The 18,661-nt window shown below is 68.7% G+C and carries 16 protein-coding genes and 1 pseudogene; 12 read left to right on the top strand and 5 right to left on the bottom strand.

Going from position 1 to position 18,661, the window contains the following annotated elements:
• Positions 1-190 precede the first annotated feature (190 nt).
• Positions 191-2,218: a TPM domain-containing protein gene (locus tag KB201_RS23025; RefSeq protein WP_211540627.1), complete on the bottom strand. Its 2,028-nt coding sequence runs from the start codon at positions 2,216-2,218 to the stop codon at positions 191-193.
• Between the two features lie 93 nt (positions 2,219-2,311).
• Entirely contained in the window at positions 2,312-3,103 is a 792-nt protein-coding gene (locus KB201_RS23020; RefSeq protein WP_165629357.1) for an LLM class F420-dependent oxidoreductase, read from the bottom strand.
• Between the two features lie 92 nt (positions 3,104-3,195).
• Here KB201_RS23020 and KB201_RS23015 point away from each other — a divergent pair, with 92 nt between their 5' ends.
• From KB201_RS23015 to KB201_RS23000, 4 genes and pseudogenes are all read left to right on the top strand, one after another.
• Positions 3,196-4,359, top strand: coding sequence for a MalY/PatB family protein (locus KB201_RS23015; protein ID WP_165629358.1), 1,164 nt, complete (start codon positions 3,196-3,198; stop codon positions 4,357-4,359).
• 84 nt (positions 4,360-4,443) lie between these two features.
• Positions 4,444-5,088 carry a bifunctional 2-polyprenyl-6-hydroxyphenol methylase/3-demethylubiquinol 3-O-methyltransferase UbiG gene (locus tag KB201_RS23010; RefSeq protein WP_165629359.1) on the top strand — a complete coding sequence of 215 codons (645 nt, stop codon included), beginning with the start codon at positions 4,444-4,446 and terminating at the stop codon, positions 5,086-5,088.
• Between the two features lie 113 nt (positions 5,089-5,201).
• A complete protein-coding gene (locus tag KB201_RS23005) occupies positions 5,202-5,873 on the top strand; it encodes a hypothetical protein (RefSeq protein WP_249146375.1) in 672 nt (223 codons plus the stop codon).
• Positions 5,849-6,592: pseudogene (locus KB201_RS23000) on the top strand (alpha/beta hydrolase); the annotation flags it as partial. The gene KB201_RS23005 and the pseudogene KB201_RS23000, both read left to right, overlap by 25 nt.
• A gap of 36 nt (positions 6,593-6,628) precedes the next feature.
• On the opposite strand, the gene KB201_RS22995 reads toward KB201_RS23000, so the two are convergent.
• The 3 genes from KB201_RS22995 to ilvD all read right to left on the bottom strand — a co-directional run bounded on the left by KB201_RS22995 (position 6,629) and on the right by ilvD (position 9,873).
• On the bottom strand, positions 6,629-6,895 hold the full coding sequence (locus KB201_RS22995) for a lipopolysaccharide assembly protein LapA domain-containing protein (RefSeq protein ID WP_165629360.1): 267 nt from the start codon (positions 6,893-6,895) through the stop codon (positions 6,629-6,631).
• 144 nt (positions 6,896-7,039) lie between these two features.
• Positions 7,040-7,978 carry a manganese catalase family protein gene (locus KB201_RS22990; protein WP_341276043.1) on the bottom strand — a complete coding sequence of 313 codons (939 nt, stop codon included), beginning with the start codon at positions 7,976-7,978 and terminating at the stop codon, positions 7,040-7,042.
• A gap of 179 nt (positions 7,979-8,157) precedes the next feature.
• Positions 8,158-9,873 (bottom strand): dihydroxy-acid dehydratase, encoded by a 1,716-nt coding sequence (gene ilvD / locus KB201_RS22985; protein ID WP_068972114.1) that lies wholly within the window; start codon positions 9,871-9,873, stop codon positions 8,158-8,160.
• Between the two features lie 174 nt (positions 9,874-10,047).
• Between ilvD and KB201_RS22980 the strand changes: the two genes are divergently transcribed.
• From KB201_RS22980 to KB201_RS22945, 8 genes are all read left to right on the top strand, one after another.
• On the top strand, positions 10,048-10,887 hold the full coding sequence (locus KB201_RS22980) for an alpha/beta fold hydrolase (protein WP_211540625.1): 840 nt from the start codon (positions 10,048-10,050) through the stop codon (positions 10,885-10,887).
• 245 nt (positions 10,888-11,132) lie between these two features.
• The gene (locus KB201_RS22975) at positions 11,133-11,825 is read left to right on the top strand and encodes a GntR family transcriptional regulator (RefSeq protein ID WP_307848122.1); all 693 of its coding nucleotides are present in this window, start codon (positions 11,133-11,135) and stop codon (positions 11,823-11,825) included.
• Entirely contained in the window at positions 11,822-12,049 is a 228-nt protein-coding gene (locus tag KB201_RS22970) for a ferredoxin family protein (RefSeq protein ID WP_010843879.1), read from the top strand. Before KB201_RS22975 ends, KB201_RS22970 begins: the two co-directional genes overlap by 4 nt.
• A gap of 83 nt (positions 12,050-12,132) precedes the next feature.
• Positions 12,133-13,572 carry an ABC transporter substrate-binding protein gene (locus KB201_RS22965; RefSeq protein ID WP_211540623.1) on the top strand — a complete coding sequence of 480 codons (1,440 nt, stop codon included), beginning with the start codon at positions 12,133-12,135 and terminating at the stop codon, positions 13,570-13,572.
• Positions 13,569-14,426, top strand: coding sequence for an ABC transporter permease (locus KB201_RS22960; protein ID WP_211540621.1), 858 nt, complete (start codon positions 13,569-13,571; stop codon positions 14,424-14,426). Before KB201_RS22965 ends, KB201_RS22960 begins: the two co-directional genes overlap by 4 nt.
• 23 nt (positions 14,427-14,449) lie before the next feature.
• A complete protein-coding gene (locus KB201_RS22955) occupies positions 14,450-15,226 on the top strand; it encodes an ABC transporter ATP-binding protein (RefSeq protein WP_249146372.1) in 777 nt (258 codons plus the stop codon).
• A 7-nt stretch (positions 15,227-15,233) separates the two neighbouring features.
• The gene (locus KB201_RS22950; protein ID WP_211540620.1) at positions 15,234-17,951 is read left to right on the top strand and encodes a fumarate reductase/succinate dehydrogenase flavoprotein subunit; all 2,718 of its coding nucleotides are present in this window, start codon (positions 15,234-15,236) and stop codon (positions 17,949-17,951) included.
• A gap of 405 nt (positions 17,952-18,356) precedes the next feature.
• Entirely contained in the window at positions 18,357-18,650 is a 294-nt protein-coding gene (locus KB201_RS22945; protein WP_211540619.1) for a DUF1490 family protein, read from the top strand.
• The last annotated feature ends 11 nt before the right edge of the window (positions 18,651-18,661 follow it).

Below are 18,661 nucleotides of genomic sequence, written 5' to 3'. Positions count from 1 at the left end.
GTCGCGCCACGGGGCCGGCGCACGACGAGGAGCACGTTAGGAGGATGAAACGAACCGATGGCTACCCGAGCGTTAACGGCAACCCAACACCCCTGTTGGTTCCACGTGGAACATCACGCGGCCATGTCGATCCGGCCCGCTCCCGGCGCCGTGCTGATTCGGCCCCTCGCTGCGCTCCCGGCGCCGGGGCCTAGAACCGCCCGCCGGTTCCGATCCGGCCCGACGATCCGGAACCGCCGAAGGAACCGGGGCTGCGTCCGCCGCTCCCGAAGCCGCCGCCGAAGCCGCCGCCACCGAAGCCACCCCCGCGTCCCGCGACGGTGCCGCGTAGAAAGCTGTCGACGAGGATTCCGCCGAGGACCGCACCGGCGGTGGACGAGCCTCCCGGATGTCGCTGTTGCGACTGCCAGTCGACGACGTCGGTCTGAGCGGCCATGAGCGCCTGGTCGGCCAGGGAACCGGCGCGACGTGCGGTCGCGGTCGCCACCGGTGCATCGGTGGCAGCGGCGTCCGTCGCGGACTGCAGAAGCCGCTGCGCCTCCGCCAGTCGGGTACGTGCCGTGGACTGCACGGCCCCGCGGCGGGTGCCGATGAAGTCGGCCGCCGCCGTCACCTTGGCCTCGGCCGATTCGAGTGCCGCGGTGAGGACCTGTGCACGTCGGATGCGCTCGGCCGCGGCGTCCCGGGCCGCGGCGAGTGCGTCGTCGAGATCGGCATCGGCGTCGACGAGCGCCGTGAAGGTACCCAGCGGATCGGCGTCGAAGTTGCTGCGGGCATTGGCGACCGCGGCGCTCGCGACCTGGATCGCAGTCACCAGCGAGGTCCCGCCGGTCTGTGCCAGGGCGTTGGCCTCGGCCAGTTCGTCGTCCACCTCGGCGATGAGCGCCGGCATTCGCGAGCGGGCGACGGCGATGTTCGCATCTGCGTGATCGATGGCGTCGAGCAGCGTGGTCGCCTGCTCGATCGATCCCTCGGCCGACCTGATCGCAGCGACGGCCGGTCCCTGCTGACCCACCGGTGCGGCGATGGCGGCGCGCCCCTGATCCGCGGTCGCCTCGGCGAAGTCGATCTGGGCTCGGGCGAGATCGACGTTGTCGAGGATGGAGGTCAACGTGGCCTCGCCGTGCTTGCCGATGAGCTCGGTCAGCTGCTGCGTCGCCGTCTCCAGACGGGCGCGCAGACCGATGAGTTGCTGGGTGATGGCGTCGAATCGCGAGTCCGCATTGATGAGGAGGTTGCGCATCGCGTCGAAGTTCTCGACGTGGTCGTCCAGCGTGCTGTCGATCTCGGTGCAGGTGGTGATGATCTGGACGAGCATCGAGCGTCGTTCGTCGTCGGTCTCGGGAACGTTGTCATCGAGACGCTGGCGCAGCCCGAACGCCCGTCCGAGCGCCTGTTCGGCGTGCCGCACGGTGTCGGTGAACGGAGCCGTCTCGGCCTCACCGAACTCGCCGACCGCCAGCTGCAGCTCTTCCTTGCTGGTGCGGATGGCGTTGTCGAGATCCGTGAGCACCTCACGCGACCACGGGTCGAGCACCTCGACGGGTTGCGCGGCCAACTGGTCGACAGTCAGTTCCTGCTCTCGCAGGGTCTCGACGCTGTCGTCGATACGACGCTGCTTGCGGCGTCGGGAGTAGAGGTACGCGCCGCCGCCGCCGAGGATGGCCACGCCGCCGACGACGCCGGCTGCGATCAGGCCGGTGTGGTTCGGATCGAGTGCGCCGGACAGTCCGTTGACCGCCGCCAGGCCCGCACCTGCCCAGTTCTCGTCGCGCAATTGCGGGACGACGTCGTCGTTCGCGACTTCTTCGAGTGTCGATTGATCGAGGCCGCCCACGCTGTCGGGTGCGAATAACCGATACGCCCGGTCCTCGGTGGCGACGGCGAGCAGGGCGTCATGGTCACCCAGCTCGCTGGCGGCGGCGGTCCGATCCGCCCATTCCTCGCTGGTCAGACCGTCGAAATCGCGGACGTACACGATCCACATCTGGACCGCGTGGGCGTTGTAGAGCGAGTCGATCGCCGTCTCGAGTTCGGCGCGCTGCGCCGGGGAGATCGCATCCGCGGAGTCGACGACGTAGTTCGGCAGCCGGGTGGGCGGCTCCGCCGACGCCGCGCCGGGGGACGCCAGGGCCATGAGGACGCCCAGCAGCCCCGTCAGCGCGACCGCCGAAGCCGCGCGTGTCAGCAGTTCCCGAAGTGCCGGCACTCGATGCATGATCACAAACCTAGCCGTGCGGGCGTGCGGTGTCGTCGACGCCTTCGGGGGAGTGTCGGCACCCGGGCGCGGGTGCGCCCGGGTGCTACGCGGTCAGTTCCGCGAGTCGCGCCACCGGCACAGCGCCTCGAGTGCGGTGAGGTCGTAGTCGGGGCCGGTGACGCCGACGGTCAGCAGCGTGACGCCCTCGTCGGCGAGTGCATCGGCATCGCGCAGCAGCGCGTCGGTGTCCCCGTCGAACTGCACGCCCGACGACCGCTCGATGGTCTCGGGGTCTCGACCCACGGCGGCGCAGTGCTCGGCCAGCACCTTGGACTTGTGCCGGTACTGCTCGACGTCGTTGAAGCCGTGCCAGACGTCGCCGTGCTCGGCGATGTAGCGCAGCGTCTTCTTCTCGCCGCTGCCGCCGATGAGGATCGGGATCTCGCGTGTGGGAGCCGGATTCAGCTTGGCCAGCCGCGACTTGATCCGCGGGAGGGCGGCACCGAAATCGTTCAACCGGGAACCGACGGTGCCGAAGTCGTAGCCGTACTCGTCGTAGTCCTTCTGGAACCAGCCGGCTCCGACGCCCAGGATCAGACGGCCGTTGCTGATGTGGTCGACGGTGCGGGCCATGTCGGCGAGCAACTCCGGATTCCGGTACGAGTTGCAGGTCACGAGCGCGCCGATCTCCACCCGGGAGGTCTGCTCGGCCCAGGCGCCGAGCATCGTCCAGCATTCGAAGTGCTCGCCCTCGGGGGCGCCGTAGAGCGGATAGAAGTGATCCCAGTTGAACGCGATGTCGACGCCCGTGTCCTCGGCGCGGCGGACCGCGTCCCGGATCAGCGAGTACTCGGGTGCGTGCTGGGGCTGGATCTGGACACCGATGCGAATGGGGAAGGCCATGCCGACCAGTCTGCCCGCTGACGGCGGAATCGTCGACGGACGTGGTGGCCGCACTCTTGGTGCCGCGTCGACATCGGCGGTACGAAGTAGCGGTGAGCATCAGACCGGTCGCGCCGCCGCTCGACGAACTACGCCGTCGTACGAGCGCGAAGTGGAGCACGCACCCCGACGACGTACTACCGCTGTTCATCGCGGAGATGGACTATCCGCTCGCACCGGTGGTCGCCGACGCCATCATCGACCGGGTACGTGCGTCCGACATCGGTTACGCGGCGACCTCGGGCTCGGCAGGGGAGGCCTTCGCCGGGTTCGCCGACCGTCGGTGGGGGTGGCGGGTGGATCCGGCGGACGTCAGCTCGACGACCGACGTGAGCGTCGTCATCGTCGAGAGTCTGCGCGTCGCGATCAGTCCCGGCGACGGTGTCGTGCTGATGCCCCCGGTCTATCCGCCGTTCTTCGAACTCATCCCGGAGGCCGGTGGCCGCGTCGTCGAGGTGCCCCTTCTCGAGGAACGCGGGTCGTCGTCGACGACCTGGCGGATGGATCTGGCGGGCATCGAACGCGCCCTCGCCGCCGGGGCCCGCGCGGTTCTACTGTGCCACCCGCACAATCCGCTCGGTCTCGTCCACGACGCCACCGACCTCGCGCGACTGGCCGACTTGGCCGCGGCACACGGCGCGACCGTTGTCAGTGACGAGATCCATGCGCCGCTGGTCCACCCCGGCGTGGAGTTCGTCCCGTTCCTCGCGGTGAGCGACACGGCGCGTGACGTCGGCGTGGCCGCACATTCGGCGAGCAAGGCCTTCAATCTCGCCGGTGCCAAGTGCGCGCTCACGGTTGTCGCGTCGGATCGGGGCCGGGCTCTGATCGCGCGGCAACCCGACGAGGTGCGCTATCGCACGAGCATTCTGGGCCGCGCTGCGGCCGAAGCGGCATTGGCGCACGGTGACGAGTGGCTCGACGCCACCCTCGAGGTCATCGGGGAGAGCTTCGATCTCCTCGAACAGCTGCTCGCGCAGCATCTTCCGACGGTTCGGTACACGCGGCCGGAGGCGTCGTATCTCGCCTGGCTCGACTTCCGCGAGACCGGGCTGGGCGACGACCCCGGGCTCGTCATTCTCGACAAAGCCCGCGTCGCCCTGCATTACGGACACGCCTTCGGGAATCCGGGTGCCGGTTTCGTTCGACTCAACGTCGCTTGCTCCGCCGACGTGCTCACCGAGGCCATCCGGCGGATCGCGGGCGTGGTGCACTGACCCGGGGTCTCCCTCCACCATCACTTCTTGCCGGATCGGCAACCGTCCTTGCCGCTCACGACGGTGCGTGCCAGAGTCGAAGGCATGACAACCGAGAACAGCCACCGCCCCCAGGCCGCCACCGAGTCCCGGGGGAGCAACGATCCGGGAACCGCCGAAGGCTGGGACGAGCGGTACCGCAGCGCGGACCGTTTGTGGACCTCCGACGTCAACCCTGCGCTCGTCGCCGAGGTGTCGGACATCGAGCCGGGCACCGCGCTCGACGTCGGGTCGGGTGAGGGGGCCGACGCCCGATGGCTCGCCGACCGCGGATGGCAGGTCACGGCCCTCGACATCTCGCAGGTCGCGGTGGATCGGGCCCGTGAGATCGATCCGCGGCCGTCGATCACGTGGTTGCGTGCCGACGTGATCGCCGATGACGTGCCGGCGACCGACGTCGACCTTGTGACCATGCATTACTTCCCGATCGCGAAGGAGAACGTCGACGCGGCCCGCCGGCTGGTCGAAGCCGTCGGCCCCGGCGGGTCCCTGCTCGTCGTGGCACACGCCCCCGAGGGTGTGCGTGCACATGGCTTCGACCCGGACGCCTACGTCCAACCCGCTGATTTCGCGGGACTGCTCGGCGACGGTTGGGAAATCGTCACCGACGAGACGCGGGCACGTGGACGGGCCGCGGGAGGCGGTCACCACACCCACGACGTCGTGCTCCGCGCACGCCGGGCCGCCTGAGATCCCGTTGCGTTTTGTCCCGGTAACCGGGACAAAACGCAATCTGATCTGACGGGTGGCGGTCGTGACTTCAGCTCCGCCCCGAATTGAGTGCACATCTGTACACTCGGGGCATGACCGCCACGACCACGCGTGAGTCCGAGCTGCGGGCGCTCACCGATCTCGGGCTGTACGAGGCCGGCGCTGCCACGCGCGGCGTCGGAGCGATGCACCGCGTCATCGCCGGGGGCGTCTTCCGGATGCTCCGGCCTGTCCTGGGGAGTTCCGTCGACACCGCGCGGATGGTGCATGACGCCGTCAGCGAGGGGACGTACAACTCGATCACCGCTGCCCTCGACGCCGGCCGGTCGGCTGCGGACCATGTGCCCTGGTCGGAGGGCCGCGCGCCCTCGCACACCCCTCGAGGCGCGGTGCTCCTCGGCATCCTCAACGGTCTCATCGGCGATGAACTGGACACCGTGCACTCGCCCCTCACGGCCGACATGTCGATCCGCGTCGACGGCTGGCCGGTCTCCCTCGACGCCGAGTCGCTCCGCGATGGCTTCCCCGACGCGGGTGGACACGTCGTCGTGTTCCTGCACGGCCTGATGGAGTCGGAGTTCGCGTGGTCGCTCAGACCGAAGCGAACTGGGCCCGCTCGCTCCGCTCCCGGCGCCCGGCGAACTGGGCCCGCTCGCTCCGCGCCCGGCGAACTGGGCCCGCTCGCTCCGCTCCCGGCGCCCGGCGAATTGGGCCCGCTCGCTCCGCTCCCGGCGCCCGCCGACCCACATACGGCGAGCGGCTGACCGACGACATCGGCGCCACCGAGGTCCAGGTCCGCTACAACACCGGTCGCCACATCAGCGAGAACGGCCGCGCCCTCGCCGACCTTCTCGACGCACTCGTCCTGCTCTGGCCGACGCCGGTGACACGACTGACCCTCATCGGCCATTCGATGGGTGGGTTGGTCGTCCGAAGTGCTTGCCACGCAGCCGATCAGCGCGGCGACTACTGGACGGGCCTGGTGTCGGAGACAGTGTGCCTCGGGACGCCGCACCTCGGAGCTCCACTGGCCCGCGGTGTCCACCTGGCCACGAATGCGCTGAACCGGACGCCGGTCACCCGCCCGATCGGCTCGTTGCTGCGTCGTCGCAGCGCCGGGGTGCGAGACCTGTTCCACGGCAGCCTGACCGACGACGACTGGACAGGTCACGACCCGGACGCGTGGTCACAGCCGCCCGGCGCCGACGTGCCGCTGCTGGCGGGCGCTCGCCATCTCTTCGTCACCGCGACGATCACCCGCGACCCCGACCACCCGGTCGGGCGTCTGCTGGGTGACGGCCTGGTGCTCGCGCCGAGTGGGCGCGGGCAGCACACGCGGCAGCGTCGCGGGCTGAAGTTCCAGGAGGGGTTCCACATCGGCAACGCACACCATTTCACCCTGCTGAACAACGACGCGATCTACGACTGGCTGCTCGGCCACCTCACCCCGCGAAAGGAGCTGCCGCCCGGCCGATCGTCGTGAGACCGCGCCGGTTTCGCCGACGAAGCGGCGTCGAACTCAGTGCGGACGGCGCTGCTGGTAACGGCCGCGCGCGGCGAGTACGCCGACGACCCAGCCGACGAGAAAAACCACGGCCAGGATGAACCACAGCGGGGACTCGACACTCACCCAGAACAGGTCGATGCGCACCGTGGTCCGGTTCTGCACGATGAAGACCACCGCGAGAACGGTCAGTCCGAGCGCAATCCATTGCGGCAGAGACACCTTCGACAGCGCGGACGATTTCCCAGTGGTGGGTTTCGGGGTGCCACGGTCTTTGGCCATGCCAGAGACTTTAGGCGCATTCGACGGCGGTCACCGGAGATCCCGTTGCGATTTGTCCCGCAATCCGGGACAAACCGCAACCTGACGCCGGCACCTCATGCCGGCGGGCGGCGCTCGACGCCGTGTACCACCCGCCGGACGTGGCTACTTCTTGCCGGGATCGTCGGCGGTGGCGATCTCGACCTCGGCGGTGGCTTGGATCAGCGCCAGGAGATCCTTGTCCAGTCCCGGTGCGAACTCTTCGCGTCGTTCGGGCGCGATGGTCATCGGGAATCCCTCGGGCATGACCTCGGTGCTCAGTTCGGTCCCGTCGCCACTGGGGGACGCGCCTCGGTACAGCTTCGCCGCGTCGCTCTTGTTGCCGGCGCTGAACGTGAACTGGACGCTCTGCAATCCCTGGTCGACCAGCTTCTTGACCTCCGGGAACCGCTCGGCGTTGGTCTTCGGGATGGGCAGGATCGAGCCCCAGTTGACCCCGAGGCTTTCCAGCGCCTTCGCGAAAGCGTTCTCGTGCGCCTGATCGCGGACGATCAGGTAGGCGATCGTGGAACGGGCGGTCTTGTTGTCGGTCATCTCGTAGATCCGACATTTCTGCAGTCGCCCGGTGGACTCGAGCATCAGGTTGTAGAGCAGGTCGAGAACGAGGTTCCCGCTGTTGTACACATAGGACCCCGACCAGGGGTTCCCGGCGGCATCGACCGGCAGCGCGCCCTGCGCCCCGACGAGGTAGTGGTGAATGTTGCTGGTGTCCAAGGCGATGTTGAGGGGAGTCGCCCCCTTGGCGCCCGGTTTGTCGACCGGGTCGGTCTTCTTGCCCTTGTACTCCGGTGATCCGTCGAGCAGGCGGGAGATGGTGGTGCCGATGAGTTCGACGTGGCTGATCTCCTCGGTCCCGACACCCTGCAACAGATCCCGGTACGGCTTGGATGCCGGATCGCCGCGAAAGTTCATGGACTGGAACAGGTATTGCATCATCGTGCGCATCTCGCCGAACTGCCCGCCCAGCCCCTCCTGCAAGGCGTTGGCGGCGGCCGGGTCGGGTTCGTCGACGGCGATCTCGTTGATCAGTTGCTGAGTGTGCAGCTACACGGGTTCTCCTCGAGCTCGTTTGCAGGCGGATCCACAGAGGCCGCACTTCTGGAGCATCTGGTACGCCGAGCAGTACCCGCGCGGACATCGCGCAAACTCGCCGAACCGGACTCAGTCCTGCCGGAGGGGTTCCCGGGGTCGGTTCGTCGAACTCAGAACGATCGAGGCCGCGCTCAGCGGCAGACCGCCCCTTGCGACGCCGAGGTGACGAGCTTGGAGTACTTCGCCAGCACGCCGCGCGTGTACCGCGGGGGCAGGGGAGTGAACTCTCGTGCACGCGAAGCGAGTTCGTCGTCGTCGACGAGGAGGTCGAGGAGACCGCGGCCGACGTCGAGCCGAATGCGGTCGCCGTCGCGGACCAGTGCGATCGGTCCGCCGTCGACGGCCTCCGGCGCGATGTGACCCACGCACAGACCGGTGGTGCCGCCGGAGAATCGGCCGTCGGTCATCAACAGCACGTCCTTGCCGAGACCCGCGCCCTTGATGGCGCCGGTGATCGCGAGCATCTCCCGCATGCCCGGTCCGCCCTTCGGGCCTTCGTACCGGATGACGACGACGTCCCCGGCGGTGATCGTGCCGTCCTCGAGTGCGTCCATCGCGGCGCGTTCGCGGTCGAAAACCCGTGCCGTTCCCTCGAAGACGTCGGAGTCGAAGCCGGCGGACTTCACCACCGCGCCCTCCGGTGCGAGCGATCCCTTGAGGATGGTGATGCCGCCGGTGGGATGGATGGGGGACTTAGTGGCCCGCAGGACCTGGCCGTCCGGGTCCGGCGGCGCGATGTGCGCCAGGTTCTCCGCGACCGTCGATCCGGTCACCGTCAGGCAGTCGCCATGCAGGAGGCCCGCGTCGAGGAGTGCCTTCATCACCACCGGCACACCGCCGATGCGATCGACGTCGGTCATCACGTGCCGGCCGAACGGCTTGACGTCGGCGAGGTGCGGAACCCGGCTGCCGACGCTGATGAAGTCGTCGAGTGACAGTTCGACCTCGGCCTCGTTGGCGATGGCGAGGAGGTGGAGGACGGCATTGGTCGAGCCGCCGAACGCCATGACCACGGCGATCGCGTTCTCGAAGGCCTCGCGGGTCATGATGTCGCGCGCGGTGATACCGCGGCGCAACATCTCGACGACGGCGACCCCGCTCTGGCGGGCGAACTGGTCGCGACGCTTGTCCGGGGCCGGGGGCGCGGCACTGCCCGGGATCGACATCCCGAGTGCCTCGGCCGCGCTGGCCATCGTGTTGGCGGTGTACATGCCGCCGCACGCACCCTCACCCGGGCAGATGGCGCGCTCGATGGTGTCGACGTCCTCCCGGCTCATCAGTCCGCGCGAGCAGGCTCCGACCGCCTCGAAGGCGTCGATGATGGTCACCTGACGCTCTTTGCCGTCCGACAGCGTCGCGTATCCGGGCAGCGTCGACCCGGCGTAGAGGAACACCGACGCGAGGTCGAGTCGGGCCGCGGCCATCAGCATGCCGGGCAGGGACTTGTCACAACCGGCCAGCAGGACCGAACCGTCCAACCGCTCGGCGCTCATGACGGTTTCGACGCTGTCGGCGATCACCTCGCGGGACACCAGCGAGAAGTGCATGCCCTCGTGACCCATCGAGATGCCGTCGGAGACCGAGATGGTGCCGAACTCGAGCGGGTACCCGCCGCCCTCGTGCACGCCTTCTTTGACCGCCTTGGCCAGCCGGTCGAGCGACAGGTTGCAGGGCGTGATCTCGTTCCACGACGACCCGACGCCGATCTGCGGTTTCACCCAGTCGTCGTCGCCCATGCCCACCGCGCGGAGCATGCCGCGGGCCGCGGTCTTCTCCAAGCCGTCCGTGACGTCGCGACTACGCGGTTTGATGTCGATCTCGGCGTCCGGTTCGGTTCGCTTGGTCATGAGGGCAAGAGTAGTGGTCCTCGGCGTCGAGCGGTCGGAACACCCGATGCCCGGCGACGGCGTCACCAGATCGTGCGCGGACAGCACAGAACCGTGCGCTCGTGACCAGATCGGTGCCCGCCGGAGTGGTTAAGGTCCAGCTCGACCCCGTTCTCCCCTGGAAAGGCCGTCGGTATGAACCCCAGAATCGCAGTCCGGAAACTGGCCGGACGGGCAGTGCTCGTCTCGACGCTGATGGCCGCGGCCGTCGGCCTGTCGGTGGCCCCCGCCCACGCCCAGCCGTCGGCACCGACCGTCGTCCTGGTGCACGGGGCGTTCGCGGATTCGTCGGGCTGGCGCGACGTCGCGCAGGATCTGCGCAGCCGGGGACTGGCGGTCCAGACCTTCGACAATCCGCTCCGGTCCCCGGCCTACGACTCCGAGCAGCTCGAAAAGAAGCTGGCGACGATCGACGGACCGATCGTCCTCGTCGGTCACTCCTACGGCGGCTTCGTCATCACCAACACCCAGGACCCCGACGTCCGTGCCAACGTCTACATCGCCGCCTTCGCGCCGACCACGGGCGAGTTCGTCCAGGGGCTGCTGAACCCGATCACCTATCCCGGTAGCCGGCTCCTTCCGCCGGCCCTGCAGCTGACGGTGGTCGAGAACGACCCGACCGGCGTGGCCGGACGCAACGTCGACGGTTACATCGCGCGCCCGTACTTCCGGGAGATCTTCGCGCAGGACGTGTCGCCCGCGGTCGCCGCGGACATGTTCGCCCACCAGAAGTCCGCGGCACTGCGCGCCAACCTGGAACCGTCCGGACCGCCGTCGTGGGCAAAGGTTCCGAGTTGGTACCTCGTCTCGCAGCAGGATCAGGTGATCCCCCCGGCGCTGCAGCGCTTCCTGGCCGGGCGAGCCGCACCCGGGCGCACCGCTGAGGTCAACGCCTCGCACGCGTCGTTGGTGTCGCGCCCCGACGCGGTCTCGCGGACGGTGCTGCGAGCGGTCGACGCGACGCAACCGCGCTGACCCGGGGGGCCGACACCGCATTGTGAGCGCGGTGATTCTAATCGGACCGAGGCGCACGAGGGTGGCGCAATGACCTGCGGCCGAGCACGGGCCGCAGGTCACGGCGTACCGCCGGTGGCGCATTCACCCCGGCCCGCGACCAGCGCCGCGCACAGGCGTTCCGGGGCCGGCGCGATCGCGTTATCGTGCCATCCATGCAGCTCAGGACCACAGCAGCCGGACGGCTCCGGGCGGACAACGCCCGTATGGTCGCCGACGTGCTCCGGCGACAGATCCACGACGGCGACCTCGCCGATTCGCTCGATGAACGCACCCTCATCGCCGACTTCAATGTCTCCCGCAACACCATCCGCGATGCACTCGCGATCCTCACCGAGGAACGACTGATCGAGCGAGCGCCACGGGTCGGCACCCATGTGGTGGCTCGCAAACTCGATCATGGGCTCGATGCCCTGCAGGGACTGAAAGAAACATTCCGCATGCACGGCGAGGTGCGCAACACGGTCAAGATCGCCACCCTCGTCGATGCCCCCCGCGCAGTCGCGAGGCGGCTGCAACTCGCCGACGCGCAGGCCGTCTACATCGAACGGCTGCGCTACCTCGACGACGAGCCGATCAGCCTGGACATCACGTATCTCGTGCCGGACCTCGGCATCCCGCTGCTCGAGCACGACCTCGAGAACAACGACGTGTTCACGCTTCTCGAGCAGATCGCCGGCGGACCCCTCGGACACGCGACGATGACGGTGGAGGCCGTCGACGCCGACCCGCATTCGGCGGCGCATCTCGAGATCGGTTCGGGTACCTCGCTGCTGCTGCTCGAACGACTGACCCATCTCGCGCACGAGAGCCGCCCCGTCGACCTCGAGTACATCCGGATGCGCAGTGACCGAGTCTGTCTGCGGAGCACCGCCCGACGCGAGACGGCCGGCTCATGAGTCAGGTCAACAACCGCGTCGACGTGCCGGTCACCATCGACGAATCGCTGTGCATCGAGGGCTGCACCCTCTGCGTCGAGGTCTGTCCTCTCGACTCGTTGGCGATCAACCCGGAATCGGGCAAGGCCTTCATGCACGTCGACGAGTGTTGGTACTGCGGGCCGTGCGCGGTCCGATGCCCGACGGGTGCGGTCACCGTCAACATGCCCTATCTGCTCCGCTGAAATCTTCTGTCCCACAACGCCGGTACTGCAACGCAACCGGCGGCGATCACCCATGCCCATGGTCCCAGCCCAAAGGACGTCCGATGAGAACACGTCTCCGATCCCGACAACTGGCGGCGATCACCGTCACGCTCGCCGTCGCCCTCGGCAGTGCCGCCTGCTCGCTCGAGGACACCGGTGATACCGACGCCATCCGGGTCGTCGTCGGTTATCAGTCGAAGACGATCAACACGGTGACCGCCGGGACCCTGCTCCGCGCGGAAGGTCAGTTCGAGAAGCGGCTCGCCGAGGTCACCGAGCGGACCGGCCAGGAGTACACGGTCGAGTGGCAGGACTTCGACACCGGCGCGCCGATCACGACCGGGATGATCGCGGGCAAGATCGACATCGGGTCGATGGGTGACTATCCGTTGCTGATCAACGGATCCCGTGCCGGTGCCGAGGAGAAGACCCGCACCGAGATGCTGTCGGTCACGGGATCCAGCCCACGGGGTTCGCTGAACATGGTTGTGGTCCCCCAGAATTCACCGGCAGCGACGATCGCCGATCTACGCGGCAAGTCGATCTCGGCCAGCGTCGGATCGGCCGGTCACGGGACGCTCGTGCAGGCCCTCGACCGCGCCGGGATCGACCCCACCACCGGGGTGCAGGTGCAGAACCAACAGCCGCAGGTCGGCGCGTCGGCGCTGGAGTCGGGCAAGGTGGATGCCCTGGCCCAGTTCGTGGCCTGGCCCGGACTCCTGGTCTTCCAGGACAAGGCTCGGTTGCTCTATGACGGAGCCCAGCTCGGGGTTCCGACCCTGCACGGCGTCGTCGCGAGATCTGCCTACGCGCAGGAGAACCCGGACGTGGTCCAGGCCTTCCTGCGCGCGCAGCTCGATTCGACCGAGTCCCTGACCCGCGACCCGCTCGCCGCCGCCGAACTCGTCGCGGAGAACAGCGGTCTCCCGGCCGAGGTCGTCTACCTCTACAACGGCCCGGGCGGAACGGACTTCAATCCGGCCATCAAGTCGGACCTCGTCGAGGCGCTGCGCAACGACGTCCCCTACCTGAAGTCCATCGGCAGCTTCCCCCACGAGATCGACCTGGACACCTTCGTCGATCCGGGCCCGCTGCAGGACACCTTCGCCGCGGCCGGCGCCGACTACTCGGAAGCCCTGAGCCGCAGCGGCAATGCTTCCGCCACTCGTGGTGACGACCCGATCTGCGGGGTCGCGGTCGACCCGGCGACCGCCGGTGAGCTCTGGTTGCGCGGACAGGAGCGGACCCAGCCCGCAGCGGATCCGACCTGCTTGCTGCGCGCGGTCGCACAGGCTCGACGACAAGGGCAGGAAGTCCGGGCCGCCTACATCTCGGATCCGCAGCTCGGGACCCGCTGGTTCGCCGACAAGGCGGTGTGGCTGCGGGAGGGTGACCGATACGTCGCGTTCACCACGACCGACAGCGCGCGACAGTACCGCGCGACGCATCCCGGTGCCGTAGACGTGACGTACGAGCAGGCAGTCGCCGGGGTCGCGTCATGACCACCGCGACGATCGGGTCGGTCGCCGTCGACGACACGGCCACCGATTCGGTGCCGGCCCGGACCCCGGACGGGTCGAACCGGTACTGGCACTGGGGAGTCCGGATACTGGTCCTGGTGGTGGCCGGTGTCGTCTGGCAACTGCTGACCACGCACGATGTGGTTCTGTGGGCCAGGTTCGACACCATTCCCTCGCTCACCGACGTCGGCCAGGCGTTCTGGGTAGCTCTCGGCACCGAGCAGTACTACCTGGATCTCGGCCAGTCACTGATCCGGATCGGTACGGGATTCGCGCTGGCGGTCTGCGTCGGCATCCCGGTGGGAATCGCCCTCGGCCGCTCCGGGACAGCGCGACTCACGGTCGGCACCCTCACCGAGGTGCTCCGTCCGATCCCGGCGATCGCCCTGGTACCGGTCGCGATCCTGGTGTTGCCGACCGATGAGGCCGGCATGGTCTTCATCACCTTCGCGGCGGCGTTCTTCCCCATCCTCGTTGCGACCCGCCATGCCGTCCGGGCGCTGCCCACGATCTGGGAGGACTCGGTGCGGACGATGGGCGGCACCCGTCGAGACGTCGTCCTCCGGGTGATCCTGCCCGGCATCGCGCCGGGTGTGTTCAGCGGACTGTCGGTCGGGGTCGGTGTCGCCTGGATCTGCCTCATCTCCGCCGAGATGATCTCCGGCCGGCTCGGGGTCGGATACCGCACGTGGCAGGCGTACACGGTGGTCGACTACCCGCAGGTGTTCGTCGGGATGCTGACCATCGGCGTGCTCGGCGCACTGACGTCGGGGCTGATCGAGGTGATCGGTCGGCGGGTCACCCGCTGGCTGCCGCGAGGGCAGGAGCAACGATGACCCCGACGACGGCAGGAGCGACGATGGCCCCCACGACAACGGCATTGACGGCGGACTCGGTCGCCGCGATGCGACTCGATCTCGAGGACATCCGGATCGGTTACGGGGACTCGACGGTGATCGACGGTTTCGACCTCGTCGTCGGCGCCGGCGAGATCGTCGTCCTGACGGGACCATCCGGGTGCGGGAAGTCCACGATCCTCCGCGCCGTCGCGGGTCTCCTGCCGGTCCGCGGCGGTCGAATCCTGGCAGACGGCGACCCGGTTGTCACGACGTCCCGGGATCGGGCCATGGTGTTCCAGGACGATGCGCTGCACCCCTGGCGGACGGTACGCGGGAACATTCTGCTGGCGTTGACATTGCGCGGCGTCCCGCGGCGGCACCGCCGGGAACAGGCCGAGCAGTGGATCACCGAGATCGGCCTGGACGGTTTCGCCGACCATCTGCCGAGGTCGTTGTCCGGCGGCATGCGTCAGCGCGTGCAACTCGCCCGTGGCCTCGCCGGGTCGCCGAGAGCGGTTCTGATGGACGAACCCTTCGGGGCGCTCGACGCGCAGACGCGGACCGCCATGCAGCGATTGCTGCTGCAGACCCTGTCGGCGCACCCGTCGACCGTGGTCTTCGTGACCCACGACGTCGACGAGGCGCTGCTGTTGGGCGACCGGGTCGTCGTACTGGGCCGTGCGGGCGAGACCGTCCGCGCCACCGTCGACGTCCCGCACCCTCGCGACCCGGAACGCCGCGGGGACGACGCCACCCGGCGGCTTCGCCGCACCATCCTCGATGCATTGGAGAAGTGAACCGGCAGTGGATATCCCAGACATCGCCGACCGGAGTCGGCTCGACTGTGACGTGCTGGTCATCGGCGGCGGGACAGCCGGGACGATGGCGGCTCTCACCGCCGCCGAGAACGGCGCGTCGGTCTTGCTGCTCGACAAGGCGCATGTTCGCCACTCCGGGGCCCTCGCCATGGGGATGGACGGCGTGAACAACGCGGTCATCCCCGGCAAGGCCACCCCCGAGGATTACGTCGCGGAGATCACTCGGGCCAACGACGGCATCGTGAACCAGAAGACGGTGTATCAGACGGCGACTCGCGGCTTCGCGATGATCGGCCGTCTGGAACGCTACGGCGTGAAGTTCGAGAAGGACGAGTACGGCGAGTACGCGGTCCGCCGGGTGCACCGGTCGGGGTCGTACGTCCTGCCCATGCCCGAGGGCAAAGACGTGAAAAAGGCCCTGTACCGCGTCCTGCGCAAGCGAGACATGCGCGAGAAGATCACCATCGAGAACCGGCTGATGCCCGTGCGGGTCCTGACCGCGGGCGGGCGCGCGGTGGGTGCGGCCGCGTTGCACACGCGCACAGGCGAGTTCGTCGAGATCGGGGCCAAGACGGTCATCCTCGCCACCGGGCCGTGCGGTCGCCTGGGCCTGCCTGCCTCCGGATACCTCTACGGCACCTACGAGAACCCGACGAACGCCGGCGACGGTTACTCGATGGCCTACCACGCGGGCGCGGAGCTCAGCGGCATCGAGTGCTTCCAGATCAACCCGCTGATCAAGGACTACAACGGCCCCGCGTGTGCGTATGTGGCGAACCCGTTCGGCGGGTATCAGGTGAACGCCGACGGCGAGCGGTTCGTCGATTCCGACTACTGGTCGGGCGACATGATGGCGGAGGTGAAGTCCGAGATCGAGTCGGCGCGCGGCCCGATCTATCTCAAGGTCAGTCACCTTCCCGACGAGACGCTGGATTCGCTCGAGTCGATCCTGCACACCACCGAACGACCCACGCGGGGAACGTTCCACAGCAACCGCGGACACGACTACCGGACCCACGACATCGAGATGCACATCTCCGAGATCGGTCTGTGCAGTGGACATTCCGCGTCCGGCGTCTGGGTCGACGAGCACGGACGCACCACCGTCGACGGCCTGTATGCGGCCGGCGACCTCGCGTGCGTGCCGCACAACTACATGATCGGCGCATTCGTCTATGGCGAGCTCACCGGTCAGCACGCCAGCGACTCCGCCCGCGACCTGGCCGCGCCCACCGAACTGCCGATGGACCAGCTTCGCGCCGCCCACGAGCTGATCTACCGACCGCTGACCCACCCCGACGGCCCACCCCAGCCACAGGTGGAGTACAAGCTGCGCCGATTCGTCAACGACTATGTGGCGCCGCCGAAGACGTCGAACAAGCTCGCTATCGCCATCGAGACCTTCGAGCGCATGCGCTCGGAGATCGAGCAGATGGGCGGGCGGACCCCGCACGAACTGATGCGATGTGCGGAGGTGTCCTTCATCCGCGACTGCGCCGAACTGGCGGCCCGGAGTTCGTTGACGCGCACCGAGAGTCGTTGGGGTCTCTATCACGAGCGTGCCGATCTGCCCGAGCGCCGGGACGACGAGTGGGGCTACCACCTGAACGTCCGCAAGGCCGCCGACGGCACGATGGAGTTCCTCGGTCGGCCGGTCGAACCTTTCCTGGTCGATGTCGAGGGGCTCGACCACATCCCGCCGGCCGACCGCACGGTGATCGCGATCGAGCAACCGGTCGTGTCGACGGGCCCGGGATACCGCGGTGTCGAGAGCCCGGTGCGCGAGACCCCGCGGAAAGACGAGTCCACGGCAACGGCGTCACCGCGGATCGTCGAACTGCTCGGAACCGCGGTGACCCACGCCGCCGATCTCGCCGGTTATCTGGCAGACCCGGATCCGACGGTCCGCCGGACCGCGATCGCGGTGCTGACCGAGAACACCCCGGACGGGTTCGAGATGGCCGTGGTCCGGGCGTTGGCCGACGCCGCGGCACCGGTCCGCGGAGCGGCAGCGCAGGGGCTGCGGGAACTCGTGGAGATCATCGATCCGACCGCGGAGTTCGTGTCCGCGCTCGCCAATCACGCCGAGTCCCCGGACCCGGTCGTGCGTGCGACCGTCGTCGACCTGCTGCGGGCCGTGCGCGCCGATCGGGTCGACCTGTTCGCCTCCGCCACAGGGGATTCCGACCACCGCGTCCGGATCGAGGCCATCCGCGCGCTGGTGTCACGGGATGAGTCCGAGCTGATCGCCGGCCTGGCAACGGATCCCGACCGTGAGGTCCGGATCGCGGTGGCCGACGGGCTGGCGACGGTCGGGGGCGGTGGTGTGGAGGCCGTCCGGACACTCGGAGCCGACCGCGATCCCCTCGTCCGGGCCGCGGCGTTCTCCGCGATGGCGGTCGTGGGTGACGGCGCTGTCGACGGCCCGGTCCTCGTCCGCGCGTTACGTGAGACCGCATGGCAGGTGCGCGTCGGTGCGGCGCGGGGGCTCGCGGTCGCACGTGATGAGGCGACGGTCTCGGCGCTGGAGAAGGCGATCGCGGATGTCCACAACGACGTCCGGCGGGCTGCCGCCCTCACCCTCGCGGAGTGGAGCGACGATCCGGTGGTCCGGCGGATCCTCGAGGGCGCCGCCGACGACCCGGACGCCGACGTCCGGGCCGCGGTCCGGCGGAGTCTGCGGGGCTCGCTCGCCCCACACTGAGAGACGTTGCGCGGGCACACGGCGCCGAGCCATGACCGCCTTCACAACCGGTCCGCGTCACGGACAGCACAGAACCGTGCAGCCTCGACACGATCGGCGATCCGGTTTCCTCCTACGGTGATCCGAAGGTCGCCGACCGCGCGCTGCGGTGGGCAGGAGGAGCGCTCGGAGCTTGCGGAGGGCGCGGCAGTCCTGCTCCCTGCGGAGCGCTTGGAGCTTGCGGAGGGCGCGTCACGAAGGGTCCGGCGACCGGGGTTCGAAAAGCACCCGAACGGTGCCACTCACATTAGCGAGTCCGCATGTCCGACAACCGCACCCGCGGCCGCACCATGTGAGTCGCGGTACGCCTGTAGCGTGGTGTCCTGTCACCACGTGTGCAAGCACATCGGATAGCGAGGACCCCACATGGCACTTCATGCACTGCTCGCCAAGGCCGGCGCGACGGTCGCCACCGGCTTCGTCGGAGCCGTCGCCTACGACGCCGTACGCACCGTCGCCCGACGCGCCCCGCTGCGTGAGGGAGCCGTCGTGGCGACCACGTGGGGTATCCGTGGAACCCGCAAGGCAGAGGAGGTCGCCGAGTCGGTGCGACTCAACACCGCCGACATCGTCGCCGAGGCGAAGGAACGGCTGGGCGAGGAGTCGACACCGCCGGGAACAGCGGTGGCTCACGACCACGACCACGATCACGATCACTGAATCGTGAGCAC

Source organism: Gordonia sp. SCSIO 19800, from assembly GCF_018132775.1.
Lineage (GTDB): Bacteria > Actinomycetota > Actinomycetes > Mycobacteriales > Mycobacteriaceae > Gordonia > Gordonia hongkongensis.
The sequence above is the reverse complement of the archived record's forward strand: the minus strand, read 5'-3'. Positions and strand labels throughout refer to the sequence as shown.